This is a genomic window from Candidatus Harpocratesius sp. (assembly GCF_054039255.1).
On sequence record NZ_JBPLBG010000052.1, the window covers coordinates 122,000 to 142,936 of the forward strand.

Genomic DNA, 20,937 nt, shown 5'->3' on the forward strand with positions numbered 1-20,937 from the left:
TATATATTTATTTATTATAATTTTTATTTGAGCAAATAAGTGACTTTTTTTTTATTGATCAAACTCTACTTAAAATTTTTGAAACAATATTAGGAAAATTTTTCCAATCTTCTACTGGAATTAGAACTGCATTAGCAGATTCAACCAAAGCTTGAACATTTCCAAAATTTCCCATGTTTGGGGGGACAACTAAAGCGCTACTCGCACCCATATCAGAGATTTTAACCAGACTTTTTTCAGCTTTCAGAAAATCTCCAAGCATTGCATCAGTGACCATTATAAAAACTCGATCTTGACTTCTGGAGAGTTCAAATTGTTTTTCAGCCCATTCTAAGGCACGACTCATTTGAGTTCCCCCTTGAGCAGTGAGTTCTAAAATTTCATCAACAACTTCATCTAAATCAATTGATTGGCCAATTTCACAAATAACATGAGTATTACTTTCAAAAAGTGCAACACCTAACTCATCCCGAGAAAAAGCAAAGAGTAACATCGCTGTAGCTAAAGCAGCACTAGCTAAAGGAGCTCCAGACATTGATCCCGAAATATCAACTAAGAAAACCACACAACGTCGTCCAGAGACTTCCTGCCGGACAATGAAATCATCTGTAGTAATATCTGCTAAGCTTTTTCCTGTATCGAGAATATTCTCAACAGTTTCATCCAAATCTATCGAATCAGGTTCATCACCCAATACATATGGTCGAGTTGTTCCTTCAGGTAAAGGTCCTGCTTCTGAGGATCCGATTAAGCTGGCGGCACGCGCTTTTGCCAAATCAATTATAATTCGCCTGGCATGATCTTTAATTATCTGCCTAAAACGATTAGGAATATGCCTTCCACTTAAAAACCAATTAAAAAGTAAATTTTCACCTGTACCAGCACCTAATGCTTGATCAAGAAGTTCTTCACCTTCATCATTATTAGGAAGTTGCGTTAAAACTAATTCTAAATTGATGTGTGCAATCGCTCCTAAAGCATTAGTACGATGCATTTTAATCGCAATTGGAATCAGATCTTGAAGTTCTTGATCTGAAAGCATTCCCTTTTCGATATACGCTTGCAATTCATTAAAATTTATATCAGATGCTTTCATTTGTGCTTTAATGTAATCAAAAATACTACCAATTAATCTGGCAATTTCAGTTGATGTCATCCCGAATTGTTTTCCCTTAGTCCGTACAAATTGCAGATCAAATTCAAGCTGATTATCACGGGCAAATTCAACACTATCTTCTAATTCTTCTCTTATTTTTGAATTTGCAATCAATTGATTATTTAGCTTTTGCAGTAGCTCTTGAATCACATCTTGAAGATTTGGTTCAGAAATATTATCAAAAGTTTGTGCGAGTTTATTCCTTAAACGTATTTGATCCAACCAATCAGGATAAGTTTCAGATGAAGAAGAGTCAACTGATGAAGAAGAATCGACTGATGAAGAAGAATCGACTGATTGAATCAATTCAGCATATGAAGATCCATTATCATCAATAGAGAAGGGCAGTTGAAAAAAATCTTTTAATGTATTCCTTAACAATTCTTCCCATTCTGCACTAGGAATTGGATTATCTAATAGATCATCGTAATTTAATTCTTCAAAGAAGTCAGGAAATCTATCAAGACCTTGGCGTAAAAAATTCGTTTGCAATCTATCATCAACCGCTTTGGACTTCTGTAAAAACTCTTGAGCGTCAAATAAATCTCGGGATTGTTCCAGAATTTTATCAAAAAATTTTCTATCTAAATGCTCTGTAAAAAGTTCAGGAAATCGAAGAAGATCATCAATAGTATGAGTATTTTCTCGCAAATATGATTCAACTTGGGAAATTACATTTTCAAGATTTCCTGCTTTTGGATGTTTTTGAAGATCATAGCGATCCACAAAATTTCTGTATTTGTATAGAAGTTCAAGATTATTTGATAATTCTTTATGAGATATTTGATTTAATAAATTATCTATCGCTGATTGATGCGAAAGGAGATCACTTGAATGTGATGATTCTGATTTTTCAGTTAGTGATAAAAGATCCAAGGCATTATGCACTCTGGATTCATGAGATAGTTCACGAACTTGATCATTCAAATTTAAAATATGAGATTGAATAATACCTTCATCATCAATATATGGAACAGATTGAAGAATGCTGTTTCGCGCCAATTCCATTAATGATTTTTCAGATGAAATTTTTCGATTTAATATCTCCGACCTTCCACCTAATCTTTGGTAAGAAGTAAATTTTTGAATTCGCTGAAGCCATTGATCTTCTTGTTCTGAAAGTGCGGATGATTTTAGTGAACTCAATGATGAATAAGATTTTAAATCAAAAATGGATTTTTCAAATTCATCAATGAATTTAATTGAATTCAACTCTTGATTTGCATCAACTGATTGATTCAATTGAAGAAAATCCAATATATCTTGTAATAATAACGCCTGTTGAGAAAGATGAACTGGAATGGAACTTTGGCTATGATTAGAAATTGGTAAAGTGTCGATAGTTTCTTTGGTTTCAAACTGTTCAAAAAAGATTTCTTTTGAGGGATCAGGTATATCAAGCAAAATTCTTAATGCAATCATCTCAGCATATGATTGAGCTTCAGGAGGAGTAGTTATAACTGCTAAATTTACCAATTGTTTTATTTCTAAAGGTTTACCTTGTCGTAAAATACAAGCAATCCCCATAGAACAGATGGCTTGAGATTTGCGTGAAGTAAATAATTCACGCTTAATTCCTGGGGCCTCATCAATACAATCACGGGCAGTTTCTACAAATTCTGCTGCGAATTCAATTAAATCGATCGATAAACTCATTTTCCATTACTCTATCTTGATAATTTAACCTTGTTAGTTACTATGCTTTATTTAATTAGGTTGCTCTATTTTGCTACAGTTGAAACAATATTTTTTATTATTTTTTCAGCATCTTGGCCAGGTCGTGGTTTTATTCCTCCAGAAAGAACTAATTGAGCAATTTCTTTGAATTTCTTCATTTTCAAATTTTTGTTTTTTTGCTGATGCAGACCTGCCATTTTTGCAATAGCAATTGCAGATCGAATTGATGCAGGACGTTCAATATCACGATTCTTTCTAGTTGCTGCAATCAATTCATATGTGAGATTCAGATAATCTTTGCTTAATTTTGAATGAGGAATATTAGCATGAATAATATCCATCTCAACAGCCCTTGAAGGATAATCTAATTTTATCCAAACCTTAATACGGTCTTTTAAAGCTTCAGATAATCGATGAGTTCCTGCCATATCGCTTGGATTCGCAGCACAAATAAGAAAGAAATCATCTTTTGCCTTTATTCGTCCTAATCTAGGAAGAAGAAGACTGCGTTCTTCTAATGGTTCTAAAAAGGAGTTTTGACAATATTCAGTAGCTCGGTTTAATTCGTTTGCAAGAAAAATACCCCCAACAACCATCATTTTAGTCAACGGTCCAGGTAAAAATGCTTCTTTAACAAATCCACGCTTTAAAGTTTCACCCGGATCAAAAGAACCGACAAAATGTGTCGGTTTAGTGGCTTCATCCATAGTCATCCATTCAAAATCGCGATTTTGTGCAGCTGCAAAACTGCGGGCTAACAAGGTTTTTCCAGTTCCAGGAGGGCCGATTAATATTGGCGTTAATTGGCATGCTTGAGCATCTTCTAACAAATCAAAAGCAATTTTATACTGCCCCTTATTAACCAATTCCACATCAGGGCTATGATCACAAATAAAAGAAGATTGAAGCAACTTATAAAAATCTACAGATGATGGAGCAGATTTCTTATTACCAGACTTCGTAGTTGATTTTGTGGTTGATTTTACAGTTGATTTTGCAATTGATTTTATTGATGATCTTGTTGTTGATGGTTTTACAGTCGAAGTTTTCTTCTTTTTAGTTGATTTTACTTTTTTTTGCGTAGTATTTTTAGTAGGCATAGAAATTATTCCTCAAAATTTTGTCACTAAGAATCTAATGAAAATGAACTAAAATCATTCCCACTTGATGATATTACATAACTCCTACAAATATTTTAAAATATCGAATGTTGTAAGGTTTTTTAAAATTATCAAACTAATCTACACGAATATACACATCCATCTTTTTACTTTATTATCTTCAAGATACATAATCTCGCAAAAAATGTAAAAATAAATAAAGCTTCATGTTTTTATTCAATCTCGATTTCAATATTTTGATAATGGAAGAAACGTCCTCAAATAACACTTCATCATTATTTCCCACAGATTTTGTAGGGGAAAAAGAATGGTTCTTTCTCTATTTGATCGCTCTTCAAGAAACTCCCCAGCAGAAAAATGTTCCTACTCCTATATTATATAAAAATCTTCCTTTTAGTCAAACAACTGTATCTCGCCGTATAATAGAATTAGAACAACAAGGTTATCTCAATCGTTCATACGGAATAAAAGGAGGAACTGTTTCTTTAACCCAAAAAGCCTACTCTGCACTTGAATCAGTTTATTTAAACCTTCATTTAATATTTGAAGAGAAAGAAAGATTCGATCGTTTTTCTGGAAAATTACAATCAGGAATGGGTGAAGGTGCACACTATATTAAACATCCGAAGTATTTACCCCAGTTTTATCAAAAAGTTGGTTTTTTTCCATATTTTGGAACTTTAAATCTTCAAATCCTTCCTGTTTACGCAAAATTGATCGAACAACGCTTGGAACATTTCCAATACGTACAAATAGAAGGATTTACAGACAAATCTCGCACATATGGTCCCGTAAAATGCTACCTTGTTCATTTGTGGTCAGAAAAAGAACCACAAAAGCGCGTTGAAGGTGCTTTTTTACGAATACAAAGAACATCTCATAAACCTTTTACTTTAGAATTCATCTCAGAACAATACTTGCGCGAATTTTTTCATGTTAAAGATGGAGATACAATATATTTTGAATTTAAAAGAAATTCTAAAGAAAATTGATTACATGAAAGGATCATATTTTCTATTTCCTAACATGTAGCAATGATTGGAGATATCCAATTTTCAATATTATCTTGCTCCATTTTATACTCTTGAGTAAATCGATCTAAAGATTCGTATCGCGCAGTTATAGATAGTTGATTGAGCTTATTAAAAGCACTTCTTAAATTTAACATTGCAGTTCGTTCTGATAATGATGAATTTGAAATAAGTTCATTTAAAAGTGCGAATACGTTTAAATCTCTCTTCATGATTTTCTGGATCTTTCTTTGATAAAAATGTTGAGGTTTTCCTAAAAAAAGAATCTATTGCGTGAACACATTCATAAAATAAAGCAACAATTTGCCAATCTTCATAAGAATGAGGATTCTCTGCTAATTCAATATATTTACTAAATTCATAATTTCTTTTGATTTTTTCTCGATGTTTATCAGCAGAAGGAATTATTATTCACCTTTTTGAATTAAAGCAAACTTAAGATATTATTTTTCTTATTCGGTAAAGAATCTCCTTTTATTATCTTAATATTGTAATTTATCAGATTATATTGTGATTCTGTAATGATTGATAACAATTTTTCTTCAAAAAACATATAATTTTCTTTATTTTTTTTTGGATCTGATGAATATTTTAGCAATACAACAATTTCTAAAAAATATGGTTTTAAATCAAAATATATATCAACAATCCTTTCATCTTTAAGAGATCTAAGTCTTTTTATGAATCTTTTATTCGAATCTTGATTTAGTATTTTTTTCAATTTTTTGCTTAATTCCATTTTAATAAAAGTGTTAGTAAATTTATTCAAATTTGAAATTGTATCAGAAAAGAGATTATTAAATTCTAAAATTTCTGAAATTGTACTTACATCATCTAACTTTTTTGAAGCTTTTTCAATTTTATCATAAAATTCTTTATACTTTTCCGGCTTTGTAAATTTAATTTCTTCGAGTACCCATTTAAATTCATTTAAAATTTTAATCAACTCAGTGATAGATTCAAGAACTATATCTGGTTCGGATTCAGTTTGGACTAACCTTTCAAATGATGACTTTGAGTCAATTATTTCTTCATAATTTGAATAATGGGGACACATAATTAGTTCTCCTGCAATAAAACGTCAGTAATTAATTTTTCTTTAATTGATTTGAAAAAAGTTTTTTTTTCTATTTTATATAAATCCTGAAGTATATCTATCATTGAAGAACTATCAAATGTAGCAGAATACTCTGCTTTTAAGTCAATAAGATAATAAAAGTCTGGTTTTTCTTGATGATTGATTTTATTTTGGTCATACACTAACCGTGTAATTAGAAGATATTTATTTTCAATGATTTCACGAAAATCAAGTAAATAAGATTCCAGGATTTCAAAGTCTTCTAACTCAGGATTAAATTTTATACTGGAGAATATCATTTGGTAATTCATGATTATTTATACCAATTTGCTCTTTTGAAGTTGGTTTAACGCATCTTTTGCATGATCAGAGATACTTGAATATAATTGCGATTTTTCAGATTGAATCCATGAAAGAAATTCACGAATTCCCTCTTTAAAAGGTATTTTGGGTTCAAATCCTAATTTTTCCGAAATTTTTGAGATATCAGCAAAAATATGACGAACATCACCAGCTCGAAATTTATAAAGAATTTGATTATCAACTTGAATATTTAAAATTCTTTTTATCGCATTTGCTATTTCAATAATTGATACAGGAGTGCCAGTCCCCACATTAAAGATTTCATAATTTGCTTCTTGTTTTTTCATTACGAACTGTAATGCTTGACAAATATCAGAAACATGAATCAAGTCTCGAGATTGATTTCCATCTTCATAGATTAAGGGTGAATTTCTTGCTAATATTGAAGTAGCAAAAATAGCACAAACACCTGTATAAGGATTAGAAAGTGCTTGATGTGAACCATATGTTCCAAAAAACCGAAGAATTGAAACGGGAATACCGTATGTTTTTCCAATTAACATACATAAATTCTCTTGCTGTAATTTTGTATATGCATATACTGTACTTGGATTTGTGGGAGCTCGTTCTGAAGTAGGTTTAGGAATGAGAGATTTACAGCATATTGGACAAACAGGATCCCAAATATTCTTATGATTGAAGAAAATTTTTGATTTTGATCGATTTTCAGGATATACTATTCCATGATCCTCACACCAATAAGCACCTTCACCATAAATTGACATAGAAGAAGCAATAATTAATTTTCTGACATTATTTGGTTTGTTTACCAAACTATCCAATAAAACACTTGTTCCTGTCGTATTATTTTGAACGAAATCGGCAATTTTATACATGGATTGGGCAACTCCAACTTTAGCTGCCAAATGATAAACAATATCAACATTATTCAAAACTTTTTGAAGAGTAGAGGCGTTAGTTATATCACTATGTATAAATTCTACACGTGAATCTAAAAACGGAGGTGTTTGTGGTGAGTAGGAATGAACTTGAGGATCTAAATTGTCAAAAACAATAACATAGTGCCCTTGGTTAAGGAGTTCATGAGCTAAATGACTTCCGATAAAACCTGCTCCACCTGTGATGAGAATTTTATATGTAACCATTAGAATAATTAAATATAGAATACTCATCCTAAAAAAATCGTTAAATTATTTCAAATCAAATAATAATAATAAAAAGGTTTTTAATCTTGATAAGAAATAGGTAATATCGGATCTCATGACCCCAATCAATTCCTATTCTCTAGAAAAATCCGCTTTTGGCCGACATTTTCAAAAAGCTCAATTAACTCAATTTGTAATGTTTTTATTTTTAACAGTTACTATTCTTATTTCACTCTTTTTCTGGAATCAAATTTCTAAGTATTCTTATTTGTCTGAAGATGAATTGATACAATATATCCAGGCAAATAATCTTTTGAGTTATATAATAATGCTCTTAATTTTATTTCTTGGTATTGGAATTTTAGGGTTATTCAGTTCTATTCTTTCAATAAAATATATTATTGCACTAGAAAAGGTTAGTAGAATAACTGCAAGTCGATTTCTGCATAATATATTTTTGATCCAGACCGTTATCCATATTTATTGGTTCTTTGCATTATTTCTGATAGATGCAAATAATTCAAGATCGATTGCTCTTATTATTTTAATTTCTAATTGTTTACATATTCTATATTATTTACAAATGAAGAAGTGGGTAAAAGACTTTCCTTATCAAGGCGTAAATTTAAATATTGAAGATTCTTTTCAACAATTTATTTGTTTACGCCAATTATTAGCATTAATCTCTATTGCCTTACTTGTTTTGACTTTAATTTCAAATTCTGCTCCACTATGGAAATATCTACTTCTCTCAACCATCGGTTCAACAATGACGGGAATATCTTGGAGAATTGGAATACAAATTGTTGAAATTTTTACATAACTAAATGAAGTGAATATGTATCTAAATTGTACTAACAAAATTTTTAATATATGCCAGATTTATTTTTTTGAATTTGAATCGATTGACGGTGGAGTTTACCCCCATTTCTACCCAAGATTCGTCCCATTTTTCATGCCGGAGTAGCTCAGTTGGTTAGAGCGCAGGACTCATAATCGCCATCCTAAAATAGGGTCAGATCGCGCATTTCGCGCTCGTTTTGTAATCCTGAGGTCGGGAGTCCAATCCTCCCCTCCGGTACGATTTATTTTGGAAAAAAAAAATAACAGAAATTTGTTTTCAAATAAAAAAGATCGACTCAATTTTCGGGGAGAAAGCAATTTAATCTTCAAATTAGGATATTTCTTTTCATTTTTCTGAATTAATTGAAAAGAACTTTTTTCCTAATCTCAAATTTCCAAAACTTATTCGCACTTATTCACACCAGGCAATAACATTCATTCAATTCCAATTAATTTAAATTCTTGAAAAAGAGTATCTTAAGAGAATTTATCTTTAAGCTTTAATTCATTAAACTGTTTCTCAGAAAGCTTAGGCTGTTTTTCCAATAATTCAGGATTTTCCATAAAAAGTTTAAGCAGCTCAACCGCTTTAGCCAAGTAAATTTAGCTTCTTCAATTAATTATTTCTTTTCAACAAAGGAAAACTTATTCGCACTCTAATTCGCATATGAACGAATAAATAAAAAAAGTGCAATTTTGTGCAATTTTTTCTTGTTCTTTATTTAACCAGAAAAAATTTGCAGAACTTGTATTTTTCATTTGAATTTTGGTAGAATATTCTTCAAAATATAAAAACGAAAAATTTTTATACAATTTTCTGCAACTAGGAGTAACCTTTTCTTGTGGTTCAGATCATAAGATCTCGGAAATAGAAAATGGAATGTGTGTTGTGATGAAAAAAAACTTTCGTTATGCAATTCTTCTCACCATTGGTGTGCTGATTGCTGGTAATATAGCAACATTTGCTTCAGCCTATCCAAGTTCATCCGTCTATGAAGGTGAAATTACATATCCCCTTGAAATCACAAATGCAGTTTATGCAGATTTAGATCAAGATGGCTTAGAAGATGATGTAATAGTCGATTTTGTCTTGAAATCTCCTACCGGGGAACTCTGCTATTTTGATGCCAAGTTTGATATGTTTTTAACACTTCCCTCAGGTTATACTTACTGGATGCAATTTAGGATAACTGAAGTATTTACTGAATTGCCAGTATCCTTATCACTCTATAACACAGCAACTGAATCTGGTTGGTATGATCTCGATATATTCGCAGATGTATGGGGATATGACGTTAATGGAGTAATCTTTTCAGGTACAGTTTCTGATTCATTAACTTTTGATCCTCGCGAATATAAAGATGGCGGATTACCATATGGAGTAATTTCCTACTAAAAAAAAAACTCTGTCAGAAATGCATGGAAACCAATGAAGTCAAGGAGTGAAGGAATTAAAGGGAGACAATTTATTTGAAATAAGATTGAAGGTGAAGAACATCTTCATTTTTTTCTTTTCATTAATAGTCAAAATTTAATTGATAGTAAATTTTCTATTATAAATGTTCTGTAAACCACAAAACCAAAAAAAAGTTTCAAAAAAGAACTAAGAGAGCTAAGGAAAAAGTTAATCAAAGTAATATTAATTATTTAAATCTTATATATTCGCAAATTGTTGTCAGAAAAAGAATAAAAAAGGGGAAAATAAAGCGATTGTAGTAATGGGGGGAGCAAATTCTTTGAATATGACTATTTCGCAAAAGAAAATATCAACACGAGAAATGCAAGTTTTAATGGCGCTAGAGCAAAAACCATTAGGCACATATGAAGAACTGGCTAAAATATCAAATATTTCAAAATCAGTGGTATTTGGAATTTTACGTAATCTTGAAAATCCAGAAAATCTTGAATCTCCTTATTTTACAGTTACTGCACATCCTAACTTGATCAATTTAGGTTTAGAAATAGTCGATGTCATAGCGACAATTAGCAATCGTCGCCAATTAGTTGATTTAATAAAAATTGGAATCGCCCATCCTTATACAGTTTATCAGGCATTAATTTATGGGTCTTCAAATGGAATGTTAAATCAATTTCGTATTCCGATTGGAAGTCATCAATATATAGATAAATTATTTAGTAAATTAGAAAAAGAAAGAAAAATTGAATCTTATTCTTATCATAGATATAATCCTAAAGCGCTGTATAACGCAACAAAAGTTTCAAGTTGGAACCCTGAAACAAATTCATGGGATTTTTCATGGAAAAATTGGTTTGAATCAGATATTTCAAAAATAAATAATGAAAAAATAGATCTTTCATCCCAATATCCCCCGACACTTGGAAGATCAAAAAAATGGATAAAACGAAGTGATCTTGCCATATTATCTGAATTAACTGCAAATACACGACGTAAAAATATTGAAATCATGGAAGCTTTAGTAAAAAGAAATCCACAATACGAGTTTACACCTCAGACTTTTGGACGTCATTTAAAGCGTATTAATGATGAATGTATTTCATATCATAGAGTTTTCTTTCATGCATTAGAAAGCGATCAAACCAATGCAATCTTGATTCAAGGATATGCCACACAATCAAAAATAAAACAACTTATTCGCAGGATACGTTCGCAATCTATTCCATTTAATTCTGTTTTTAAATTTAATGAAAATGAGATAAATTGGTTTGTAAAACTTCCTGCTTCGAAAATTCATCCATTATTACCCCGTTTACTTTACTATGTTAAAGATTTACAATTTTTCATGGTCGATTCCAATAGTGCTTATGCCTACCAGCTCTATCCTGGAACATTTGATGAAAGTAAAAAAGATTGGATTGTAAATGAAAAATTTATGGTAGATAATGTTATTGATGATATAAATATAGATAATTTCTTCCATGATAAAGAAAAGCAAAAAATCTATGAAATTTTTGGGCGCCAACGCATGTTTCTTTAATTGCAACTAATCAATTATTTTTTAAAAAATTGTCACTAATCTATAGCTAGTCGATTCATTAGAGAAAAAGAATCACTTTTTATTTTTTGAAACTAATTTACAACACAATTATTTACAAATTATTGATTTAAAATTTGTTAATACACGCATTTCTCCATCTTCTAACCAAATAACCGCTTGCTTTTCTTTGTTCCCAAAATTTATTGATTTAACATTGTTAAAGATGGATATTTTTCCATTTTTTTTATATATTTGAACAATCATCTAATCTCATCTGGAATCATTGGAAATTAAACCATTTAAATATTACTTCTGATTTTTACTTTTACTTTTATCATCTTTTGGTATTTTTAACTCTTGATTTTTTAATTTTTGGTTTTATTGATTAATTCTTTTAAATTACTTTGAATCAATGCATATAGAATCTACATTTCTGAACGATTTAATCCCTATACCTAAGATATGTACTGTAATTTCGGATGTTTGAGTATTTATACCAAAAGATTCAACATTTGATAAATAGTATTTCAAATTATTATCCTTATAAAGAAAAACATTCATTTTAATCGAGTTTATTCAATTGTTTGTTTGATTATTTCAATTTTTATGCCATAATGGTTGAAATTGATGCGTTTTTTTCAGGTTTTGTTTGGTTTTTTTAATGAAAGAATAGTGAATAGCGAGTATATAATAATAATTACTAAAAAAAATATTAAAGAAAAAAAAATGAAAAAAGGATAAGCAATTAAAATAATAACTATCTTTTATCCTATAATGTGAAATAACTGCCTGTGTTTCCATCAAATTCTTGTGGAGTATCTCCACCACTGTAGGGATAGGCAGCTAAAGCATGATCAAATGCATTTTCCATGGCTGTTGTTGCACTACTTCCATAATAATTAATTAAAGTATATTCTAAGAAATAGTATGTCCAAGCACCATTTTGGTGTGTGCTGTCATCATAACCATATCCATTTTCGGTGCATGTTGTGGTGCAGTAAACTTTAGCAGCATTTCCCATTGCCATTAAATCAGGACCAATTCCTCCTGAATAACAATGATCAATAAATACAAATATATCATCTGCAACAGCAGTTTGTAAAATTGCTGCGATTTCGGTATCATATAAATCACCATCTTCACCATTTTCACCACTAGCACAATCCCACGCACAAATATACGATGAACCTGAACCATCACCAGAACCATGACCTGAAGTAATATATGCAATTTCTCCAGTTTGATCTGCTAACCAGTTCAAATAGTATTTAATATTATATTCAGTGGCAATTCCATCATATTTTGGATAATTAGCAGTATTACCATCACCTAATACAATAATATTGCTGGATTCGTAACCAATTGAGATTAAATAATTATACCAATCAGTTGCATCTTCATCACAATAGGATAAATCATTAATTGCTTTATAATCAGAAATTCCAACAACTAATGCATATTTTCCTCCAGTATTTGGAACATTATCAACAGTAATACTGATTGAATCTTCACCATAATTTCCTGCTTCATCATAAGCTTGAACTGTTATTGTATGGCTTCCTTCACTTAGAGTTGTTGTGTCAACACTCCAAGAATATGGACTGGTTGAATCAGTTGTCCATGAGCCACTATCAATTTTCATTTGGGTGTAACTAACACCAACATTATCGCTGGCAGTTGCAGTAACTGTAATTGTTCCGCTTACTGTATCACCATCAGAAGGTGCAGTAATTGAGACTGTTGGAGCAGTGTAATCGCCATTTGCATCCGTATAATAAGATACTGTTGCAGTATAAGGAGTACTACTTGCACCAGATGTATACATTCGAATAGCAACATAATAAGTTCCAGCTGTTTGAATATCATAAGAACATGTCTCAGGATTATTGGTTGTATAACCACGAGCTAAATAGCTTGTATAATCAGCAGTTTCACAGATATAGCAATCAATATCATTTGATCCAGTCCAACTGACTGAAACACTCATTGTACCTGGTTCTACACCAGTGATTTCAAAATAATCAACTTCTAATCCAGCAACTGCATCATTATATTCTTTGGTGACTAACTGGGTCTGACTTGGATTATTATCGACTGTAATGGAAATGGAATCTTCTCCGTAATTTCCAGCAGCATCAAAAGCTTGTACTGTGATTGTATGACTACCATCAGTCAATGTTGTAGTATCAACACTCCATGAATAAGGGCTTGTTGAATCAGTTGTCCATGAGCCACTATCAATTTTCATTTGGGTGTAACTAACACCTACATTATCACTAGCAGTAGCAGTAACAGTTATTGTTCCACTTACTGTGGCGCCATTAGTTGGTGCAGTAATTGAAACTGTTGGTGCTGTGGTGTCAGCAGTTCCACCAGTATAGTAATTCACAGTTGCTGTATAACTTGTACTTGATGCATACCATGTATACATACGAACAGCAATATAATAAGTTCCTGCAGTTTGAATATTATAGGAACATGTTTCTGGATTACTGGTTGTATATCCACGTGCTAAGTAATTGGTATAATCAGCAGTTTCACAAATGTAGCAGTCGATGTCATAGCTGTTTCCCCACGAAACAGACAATTCCATCAATCCAGGTTCAACATTGGTAATTTCAAAGTAATCAACCTCATATCTCGCCACAGCACCGGTAAAGGTATCTGTAGTTTGAGTTGCACGCATACTTCGAGCATTTTGTGTAGAAGAAGCGACAACATTTGATGAAAATGCGAGAAAAAGGGAGAAAACAATTGTAAATACAACCCCAAACCCAATTATTTTTTTATTATAACCCTTCATAACTTCATAACCTCACATGTAACAAAGATTCATCAATGACATAGCAAAAGATACTATACAGATGAATATATAACAATCTTCGTTACATTATTTGATATTTTATTCATATCTATATAAAGCTTTCTGAACATAATACTAAAAATTTGATAAAATTTCTTCACTTTTGTTAAAAAAATGTTTTATTTACTAGCTAATAACTTAAAATCGCGAGTTATTTATTCCCAAAATACGGAGAATAATGTGACGCAACCCCTTCTGAATTTATTTTTTTTCTTTTTCAAATAGAAATAACTATTAAGAATAACCAATTAAGTAGAGATTTTATTTGGTGCGAATAAGTTTATTAGGCAAAATAAGAGATTTTGAGATAAAATCAAAAAAACAATAATGTAAAAAGAGAGACGAACAAAAAATTTGAAAAATGAACTTCACGTAATTTTATAGGTATTTTTTCCCATTAATTGATTATGGTAGATACAAATACTATTCTTAATTTGATAATCTCATGCTTATTTGAAATACTTTTACTACTTTTCTTAATTCAATCGATTCATTTTAAAAGATCTGTTCCTTTCTTTATTGGAAACCTTTCATTTGGATTCATAGGAGCTATTTTTGCAACTTTACGAGGATTTGGGCTTTCGACTCCAGGTCAAATAGATAATATTTTTCTCGCTGTTCAACTTTCATGTTATGGCTTACAGATATTCTTATTTTTTTTATTTCTAAGAAGCTTAGAATCAATAGACCACCATCTATTGTTTCTTTTAATGAGCTTTGGATTTTTGCTTTTACAAGTTGTTGGACTATGGTCTATTGTCATTTATGATGCATATCCTGATGTAAAGAATAACATGTGGCTTTTAGCCGATATGGGCTATAGCCTTAATGCCTTGTTAGTATATGCGCTAAATGGAATCCCTATCTATTTACATATAAGAAAGAAAACCAATGAGCAAAAGCCGTTGTTCTTTGCAATTTCATTAACTGTAGTATCATTGGGTTATTTTTATTTGCTCTTCTTGGATTTACAATCATATTTTGGTGTTACTCCAGAATGGTACGGTGCGATATCAGTAATTGGGGATTTATTTCCACTTTTAGGATTATTTGGGTTTTTAATTCTCTACCTTACTGATTTTAACTATCTCTATCGCTTGCCTTCACAAAATTATATTCTTATTGTATCTATGAAATATGGACCTGCAATCCATGCAGTCGAATTTGAAAATAATATGCAAATTTCGTTGCAAAAGGATTTAATCGCTGGGCTTATTAGCGTGATAAATAATCTTTTTAAAATAAAATTAAAAGCAGAAAAGCCACTGAATTTGATTAGAAGCGATGAAGTAAGCATATTACTTAAATCAGGTGAATATGTTACTGTATTTATTATCACAGAATCTATCTCTGGTGTATTAAAACGCGCTTTACGTCGTTATGTTGTAGAATTTGAAAAAAGATTTCAAAATGAATTAAAAGAAGATACAAAAAGAGTAGAAATTTTCAATAATGCAGAAAATTTAATTGGCAGTATTTTCCCATTTTTGAAAGTAAAGCGAATAATAACAGGATTTGGAAAAAACATATGAATAAATTACCAGATTATACTTTTTGATTCTTTTCTTTATATTTTTTTTACCTTTTTTGAAATGAAAAAAAAAATATAAAACTAATTCGCACATTTAATCTATTTTCTTTAACGTTATTCCTATTCACGCACAAAATGGCCAATGAAACGCTCATAGCGACCAGGTAGAATACCTTCTGATGCTAAGTAAATCAACCAGGCATGAATCTCTGTTTGCCATTGGTAGAACACATCAGCGTCAGTGCTCATTCGACCAGTTATTTTATACGGCCGAACTTCATTCATATACCCTGCTTCAGAAATTATAGCAGTAGCTAAATCTTTTAAATAAATATCATTTTGAACGCTTAGAATTGCTCTACTGAAGGCTTGAACTAATCGATTTATAAGATTTTCATACAAATTACCTGCAAAACCTTTAAATAGATTTCCAAGCATCCCTATTTGGCTTGGATCTGTTCGTTTTCTAGCAAAAGGTAATAAAGCAGATTCTATTTTTTGAATTTCAGATTCACTCATAATAATCATTTTAATCTTATTCTCTTTATTTAAAAATTTTCAGCAATGTTTAAAAAGAAACATTAAAGTAGTATAAAAAAAAGTCCTAAATAGGATAATAAAAGTAGTGCGAATAAGTTTTAGTAATCAACTAGCCTTGATCAAAAACTTATCTACACATAGATACGAGCTTACTAACATGCGTCATTATAATCGAAATTTTATTCCTAAATCATTACAACGGCTCATTGAAAATCCTGAAGCCTATACGATAATGAAAAATGTATCCCCACTTTCACTTTTTAATATTGGAAAAATATGGTTAAAATATCAATCCATAGCACAACCCATTCCAAATGTAGTAAATTTATCTGAAATCAGCAACCATTTTAATAATGTACTTATTGTAGGTGATACACATGGTGATTTTCCTTCTACTTTACGAATAACCCGTGCATTTTTTGAAAAAAAAGTAGATGCATTAGTTTTTATGGGAGATTATGTTGATAGAGGCGAATATGGCTTTTTAAATTTAATGTATCTTATCGGTTTGAACCTAGCATGGCCAGATCGAGTTATTTTACTTAGAGGAAACCATGAAGATATGGCAATTAATTTAGTTTTTGGATTTTATCAAGAATTACAAAGATACTTTGAAAATCCTGATATATTTAAAGCAGTACAATCCACTATTGAAGCAATTTATGATTTAATGTCTTTAGCAGCAATTACTCCATTAGACTCTTTATGTATTCATGCAGGTATTCCTAAGATAGCTTTTCTTTTAAATATTTTAAATCAAATGCCAAAACCTCATTCAGAATTTTATTTAATAAAAGATATTCAACTAAAAAAAGAACTTAAAGAGATTTTTACACAAATTCGATGGAACGATCCAACCGAAAATGAACAAGAACATCCTAATGCGCGCTCTTATCACGGTTTCTTCTTTTTTACAGAGTCAGAACTTAAAAATTTTTTAAAGATGAATCATTTAAAGCGAATCTACCGCTCACACGAACATCCAAGAGGTATTTTTCAAGAAATTTTCCCAAATCTTCTATATTATATATATTCTTCTACACCTAATTATGGAAATATTCCTATCGGCCATGTTATTCATGAAAAAGGGGACCGTATTTATCTTAGGGATATTGATTTTAATTTGATAAAAAAAATTCAATAAAAAAACTTATTCGCACTTTAGTAATGATCCCACACTTGGCGTAAAGGAATAAGGGATATTTCTTTAGATTTCAACTTTAACCGTGTTTTTATTTCTCTTAAGACCCTTAAATCTTTGATTTTTAAATATATTGGAATTTTCAGGCTTTTTCGTTTTGCAATATAGTAGGGAAGATGAGGAACATCAATTTTCAGATAATCTCCACTAGGATTTCGCAGAAATTTCAGCTGAAGAAATAATAATGTGCTCAATATTTCCAAAATTGTTATCTCAAATGAAGTTGTTGCAAAAAAAATGATGATATTTTTGTTTAAGGTTAAAAATGTAATATAAAGGAACATAAGGTCTAATATAGAAGCAATTGCCAATAAAAATATTAAATATTGATGTTTCTTCTTGGCTTTTCTTGAACATTTTCCACAGAGATAGTACTTTACACTTAAAAGATTGCTTCCTCTTGATTTTCTTAAAAATTCAAATTTCCTGTGAATAATTGGTACAAATTGAGCAGCATTTAATCCATTCCCTTCTCTTAAACAACCCACACACAATTTAGGTAATTCTATTACTTTACTTGATTCATTTTTCATCATTTTTACCTCCATTTTTGTTTTGTTTTTTTTCAATTTAGAAAAAATAATATTGTTTACAAATTAATAATAGTTTGATGAAAAAATCCGAATTCAAAAATCTGGTAAATTTTTTTTTCTTCTCCAAGCTTAACATCGTTTATGGTTGTTTTTTTTGTTCTCCAATATCTTCTCAAGTATCCATATGGAAAAATGAAAAACAAATGAACCACTGGTATCAAAATTCATCACCAGCTTAATAATAATTAAAAAGTATATTGAAAAATAAGAAAAATTATAAAACAATTAAAGAATGGTGTTCACAATTAATAAGAGATTACTATATTTGGATGTATTTCGTGGTTTTGTTGCCCTTTTCATTATTGTAACACATGCATTTTCTCATTTAATTCTTTGGGATTTTACAATAATTCAATTGGATGAATTTCCTATTTGGATGGTTATTATATTCTCACCAATAATCTTATTATCAACTTGTGCACCTGTTTTTCCACTGATTTCAAGTACAGCCTTAGGATATAAATTAAAATCTATTTTGAATTCAAATAATAAAAATGATTCACTAATAATTACTCATAGTCATCCAAATTCTTATATTATGCCACATATTTCACAAAAATCGCTGAAAAATACCTTTTTAGTTTCTGCAATAAATTATTTACTTCTATTAGGAATATCATTTATACATGTTTCATTATTTCATTATGGATTGCATTGGAATGGCTCAATTCAGCGAACATTAATCACAGGTTCTTTAGAAACTGAGCATTTAATGTGGACAGATATCCAAGTTCTTTTTCAAACTGATGCTATTGGATTGATTGCGGTAAATGGATTAATTAGCTTGGTTACTCTTATGTTTTTATGGCGAAAGAAAGGATATCTCAAAACTAAACGTAATTTAATTATTCTTACCTGCATTGCTATTGGATGGTTTTGTATTTCTCCTTTGCTTCATTCTCGGTTAGATACGGTTTTTTTTAATGCTTTGGATGAAAAGAATTATTTAATAGCCTTATGTTTAAAATTTATCATAGGTCCACCAAATAGTACCTTTCCAAATGTAGCATATGGCTTTTTAGGTTTGATTTTTGGAATTTCAATGGCTGAAAAGAAAAGTAATAGATTTTTCCATATTATTGGGTTTATAATTGGTCCTATAATAATGCTTGGTGCAGGAATTTACATTTCTATTTATGGTTTAAATTTAACTCCAGAAGCTTTAGGATATTTTGTTCCTTTAGAAATACAAATTCTCGACATTGGATATATTCTTTTCATTCAAGCAATTTTTATTGAATTACTTGAATTTCGTGGCTCCAATAATCTAAAAAAGCGGGTTAAAAGGACAAAATTCTTAGTTAGGTTTGGAATAATTACCATGACAATATATGTATTCGAAAGTATAATCTGTGTAATAAATCTTAAATGGTATATGCCTCTTTGGAATCTAATACCAGAATTTCCAGGAGATCGATTTTTACAATTATTTCTGTTTATTGGAATGCAAATTTTTATATGGTGGGGAATATCAAAAACATGGGAAAAATCCCAATATAAATTCAGTTTAGAATGGATATTAATAACATTACGAGCAATGATAACACAATATCATTCATCCCGATTAAATAATGCAATTATTGAAAGAAAATATATTGAATCTTCAGAAAACCTTGAAACATTTGAAAAAATATAACATATTGTGATTTGTGATTTATTTATAAATTTTTTTCCAGGTATTACATATTCTTACATATTCTTACAAATTCTAACAATTTTTTGATATTTTTTGATAATCTCTTTATTGATATATTCCCATGATCGATTTTCTGAGAAATTCAAAGCATTTTGGCAGAATTTATTATATAAATCATCATTATTGATTAATTGTAAACAAGCTTGAAAAAATAACTCTGGTTTTTTTGCTTGAACAACTAGACCTGCATTGGATTTTTTGATAATTTCTTGACAACCTCCAATGTCAGATACAATTGCAGGTATTCCTGAAGCCAAAGCTTCTTGAACAACTTGCCCAAATGTTTCTGTTGTTGAAGGAAATAAGAAAATATCTGCACTGGCAAACACTTGACTCAACATTTTATCTTCAATATATCCCAAAAAAATTGCTTCTGGCATCAATTCTTCTAATTCATGGCGAATAGGTCCATCACCTGCTAAAACAAAAAGAGATTTTGAAGGGAATTTAGATTGAAATAAACTATATACCTCCGCAATCACCATTAAATCTTTATACCATACTAATCGACCTGTATATAGAATTACTTTCTTTTTTCTGACCTTCCATGAATTTCTAATCGCGCGATTTCTGAATGAAGGATGAAATTGTGTTCGATCAATTCCTCGAGACCATAAAAATACGCGATGAATACCCAATTTTTCTAAATCATCTTTAATTTTAAAAGTTGGTGTAAAAACTGCGCAAGCCTTATTGTAAAACGTACGATACATCCAATTAATTGATCTTTCCAAAAAACCCATTTTGTAATATTGAAATACTCGAACAACATCAGAATGGTGAATAAAAACATGTGGAATATTCCGAATTCTAGCATACAAACTTAAAAGAAGACCAATTAAATCAGGAGTGGCAATATGGATGATATCTGGTTTGAATTGATTCAATTTTCGGAAAAACCTTCCAATGGGAATACCAAATTTATATTCTGGATAAAAAAAGATAGGAATAGATGGAAATTGAAAAAGAGTTAGATTTTCCCGTATTTGAGGTGTGATCAAAGGGGAGGCTACAAAAACTTTATTATTATTTGCCAGAAAAGAATCAACAAGATGATAAGTTGCTCTTGCTACCCCGTCATGGTTCTTTTTAAATGTTCCTAAATAAATTGCTATTTTCATAATGTTTTTGCCACATTAAATCAATACATTTTGATAATATTCACTAAAAGATAATCATTT

At 30.4% G+C, this 20,937-nt stretch carries 18 protein-coding genes and 1 tRNA gene; 8 read left to right on the forward strand and 11 right to left on the reverse strand.

Annotated elements, in window-relative coordinates; genetic code table 11:
* Positions 1-58 precede the first annotated feature (58 nt).
* The gene (locus ACXLDF_RS12905; protein WP_457558944.1) at positions 59-2,812 is read right to left on the reverse strand and encodes a vWA domain-containing protein; all 2,754 of its coding nucleotides are present in this window, start codon (positions 2,810-2,812) and stop codon (positions 59-61) included.
* A 65-nt stretch (positions 2,813-2,877) separates the two neighbouring features.
* On the reverse strand, positions 2,878-3,933 hold the full coding sequence (locus ACXLDF_RS12910; RefSeq protein ID WP_457558945.1) for an AAA family ATPase: 1,056 nt from the start codon (positions 3,931-3,933) through the stop codon (positions 2,878-2,880).
* A 263-nt stretch (positions 3,934-4,196) separates the two neighbouring features.
* Here ACXLDF_RS12910 and ACXLDF_RS12915 point away from each other — a divergent pair, with 263 nt between their 5' ends.
* On the forward strand, positions 4,197-4,946 hold the full coding sequence (locus ACXLDF_RS12915) for a DUF120 domain-containing protein (RefSeq protein WP_457558946.1): 750 nt from the start codon (positions 4,197-4,199) through the stop codon (positions 4,944-4,946).
* A 29-nt stretch (positions 4,947-4,975) separates the two neighbouring features.
* On the opposite strand, the gene ACXLDF_RS12920 is transcribed toward ACXLDF_RS12915, so the two are convergent.
* The 4 genes from ACXLDF_RS12920 to ACXLDF_RS12935 form a co-directional block, all read right to left on the reverse strand.
* Positions 4,976-5,197, reverse strand: coding sequence for a hypothetical protein (locus ACXLDF_RS12920; protein ID WP_457558947.1), 222 nt, complete (start codon positions 5,195-5,197; stop codon positions 4,976-4,978).
* 212 nt (positions 5,198-5,409) lie between these two features.
* Positions 5,410-6,042 (reverse strand): hypothetical protein, encoded by a 633-nt coding sequence (locus ACXLDF_RS12925; RefSeq protein WP_457558948.1) that lies wholly within the window; start codon positions 6,040-6,042, stop codon positions 5,410-5,412.
* A gap of 2 nt (positions 6,043-6,044) precedes the next feature.
* Positions 6,045-6,374, reverse strand: coding sequence for a hypothetical protein (locus ACXLDF_RS12930; protein WP_457558949.1), 330 nt, complete (start codon positions 6,372-6,374; stop codon positions 6,045-6,047).
* 6 nt (positions 6,375-6,380) lie between these two features.
* Positions 6,381-7,532, reverse strand: a complete 1,152-nt coding sequence (locus ACXLDF_RS12935) for an NAD-dependent epimerase/dehydratase family protein (protein ID WP_457558950.1) — start codon at positions 7,530-7,532, stop codon at positions 6,381-6,383.
* A gap of 115 nt (positions 7,533-7,647) precedes the next feature.
* On the opposite strand from ACXLDF_RS12935, the gene ACXLDF_RS12940 reads away from it, so the two are divergent.
* From ACXLDF_RS12940 to ACXLDF_RS12955, 4 genes are all read left to right on the forward strand, one after another.
* Positions 7,648-8,355 (forward strand): hypothetical protein, encoded by a 708-nt coding sequence (locus ACXLDF_RS12940; RefSeq protein ID WP_457558951.1) that lies wholly within the window; start codon positions 7,648-7,650, stop codon positions 8,353-8,355.
* Positions 8,356-8,489: 134 nt separating this feature from the next.
* Positions 8,490-8,613 (forward strand) — tRNA-Met (locus ACXLDF_RS12945).
* A 654-nt stretch (positions 8,614-9,267) separates the two neighbouring features.
* Positions 9,268-9,771 (forward strand): hypothetical protein, encoded by a 504-nt coding sequence (locus tag ACXLDF_RS12950; RefSeq protein ID WP_457558952.1) that lies wholly within the window; start codon positions 9,268-9,270, stop codon positions 9,769-9,771.
* 346 nt (positions 9,772-10,117) lie between these two features.
* On the forward strand, positions 10,118-11,332 hold the full coding sequence (locus ACXLDF_RS12955) for a hypothetical protein (protein WP_457558953.1): 1,215 nt from the start codon (positions 10,118-10,120) through the stop codon (positions 11,330-11,332).
* Positions 11,333-11,440: 108 nt separating this feature from the next.
* Here the strand turns inward: ACXLDF_RS12955 and ACXLDF_RS12960 are convergent, their stop codons facing one another.
* Entirely contained in the window at positions 11,441-11,596 is a 156-nt protein-coding gene (locus ACXLDF_RS12960) for a hypothetical protein (RefSeq protein WP_457558954.1), read from the reverse strand.
* 505 nt (positions 11,597-12,101) lie between these two features.
* Positions 12,102-14,135 (reverse strand): Ig-like domain-containing protein, encoded by a 2,034-nt coding sequence (locus ACXLDF_RS12965; RefSeq protein WP_457558955.1) that lies wholly within the window; start codon positions 14,133-14,135, stop codon positions 12,102-12,104.
* 467 nt (positions 14,136-14,602) lie between these two features.
* Between ACXLDF_RS12965 and ACXLDF_RS12970 the strand changes: the two genes are divergently transcribed.
* Positions 14,603-15,727, forward strand: coding sequence for a hypothetical protein (locus ACXLDF_RS12970; protein WP_457558956.1), 1,125 nt, complete (start codon positions 14,603-14,605; stop codon positions 15,725-15,727).
* A 119-nt stretch (positions 15,728-15,846) separates the two neighbouring features.
* Here ACXLDF_RS12970 and ACXLDF_RS12975 read toward each other — a convergent pair whose 3' ends face one another.
* Positions 15,847-16,245 carry a hypothetical protein gene (locus tag ACXLDF_RS12975; protein ID WP_457558957.1) on the reverse strand — a complete coding sequence of 133 codons (399 nt, stop codon included), beginning with the start codon at positions 16,243-16,245 and terminating at the stop codon, positions 15,847-15,849.
* A 178-nt stretch (positions 16,246-16,423) separates the two neighbouring features.
* On the opposite strand from ACXLDF_RS12975, the gene ACXLDF_RS12980 reads away from it, so the two are divergent.
* Positions 16,424-17,410 carry a metallophosphoesterase gene (locus tag ACXLDF_RS12980; RefSeq protein ID WP_457558958.1) on the forward strand — a complete coding sequence of 329 codons (987 nt, stop codon included), beginning with the start codon at positions 16,424-16,426 and terminating at the stop codon, positions 17,408-17,410.
* A gap of 17 nt (positions 17,411-17,427) precedes the next feature.
* Here ACXLDF_RS12980 and ACXLDF_RS12985 read toward each other — a convergent pair whose 3' ends face one another.
* Positions 17,428-18,003: a hypothetical protein gene (locus ACXLDF_RS12985; protein ID WP_457558959.1), complete on the reverse strand. Its 576-nt coding sequence runs from the start codon at positions 18,001-18,003 to the stop codon at positions 17,428-17,430.
* Positions 18,004-18,292: 289 nt separating this feature from the next.
* Here ACXLDF_RS12985 and ACXLDF_RS12990 point away from each other — a divergent pair, with 289 nt between their 5' ends.
* Positions 18,293-19,696: a hypothetical protein gene (locus ACXLDF_RS12990; protein WP_457558960.1), complete on the forward strand. Its 1,404-nt coding sequence runs from the start codon at positions 18,293-18,295 to the stop codon at positions 19,694-19,696.
* A 53-nt stretch (positions 19,697-19,749) separates the two neighbouring features.
* Here the strand turns inward: ACXLDF_RS12990 and ACXLDF_RS12995 are convergent, their stop codons facing one another.
* Positions 19,750-20,877 (reverse strand): glycosyltransferase family 4 protein, encoded by a 1,128-nt coding sequence (locus ACXLDF_RS12995; RefSeq protein ID WP_457558961.1) that lies wholly within the window; start codon positions 20,875-20,877, stop codon positions 19,750-19,752.
* Between the last annotated feature and the right edge of the window lie 60 nt (positions 20,878-20,937).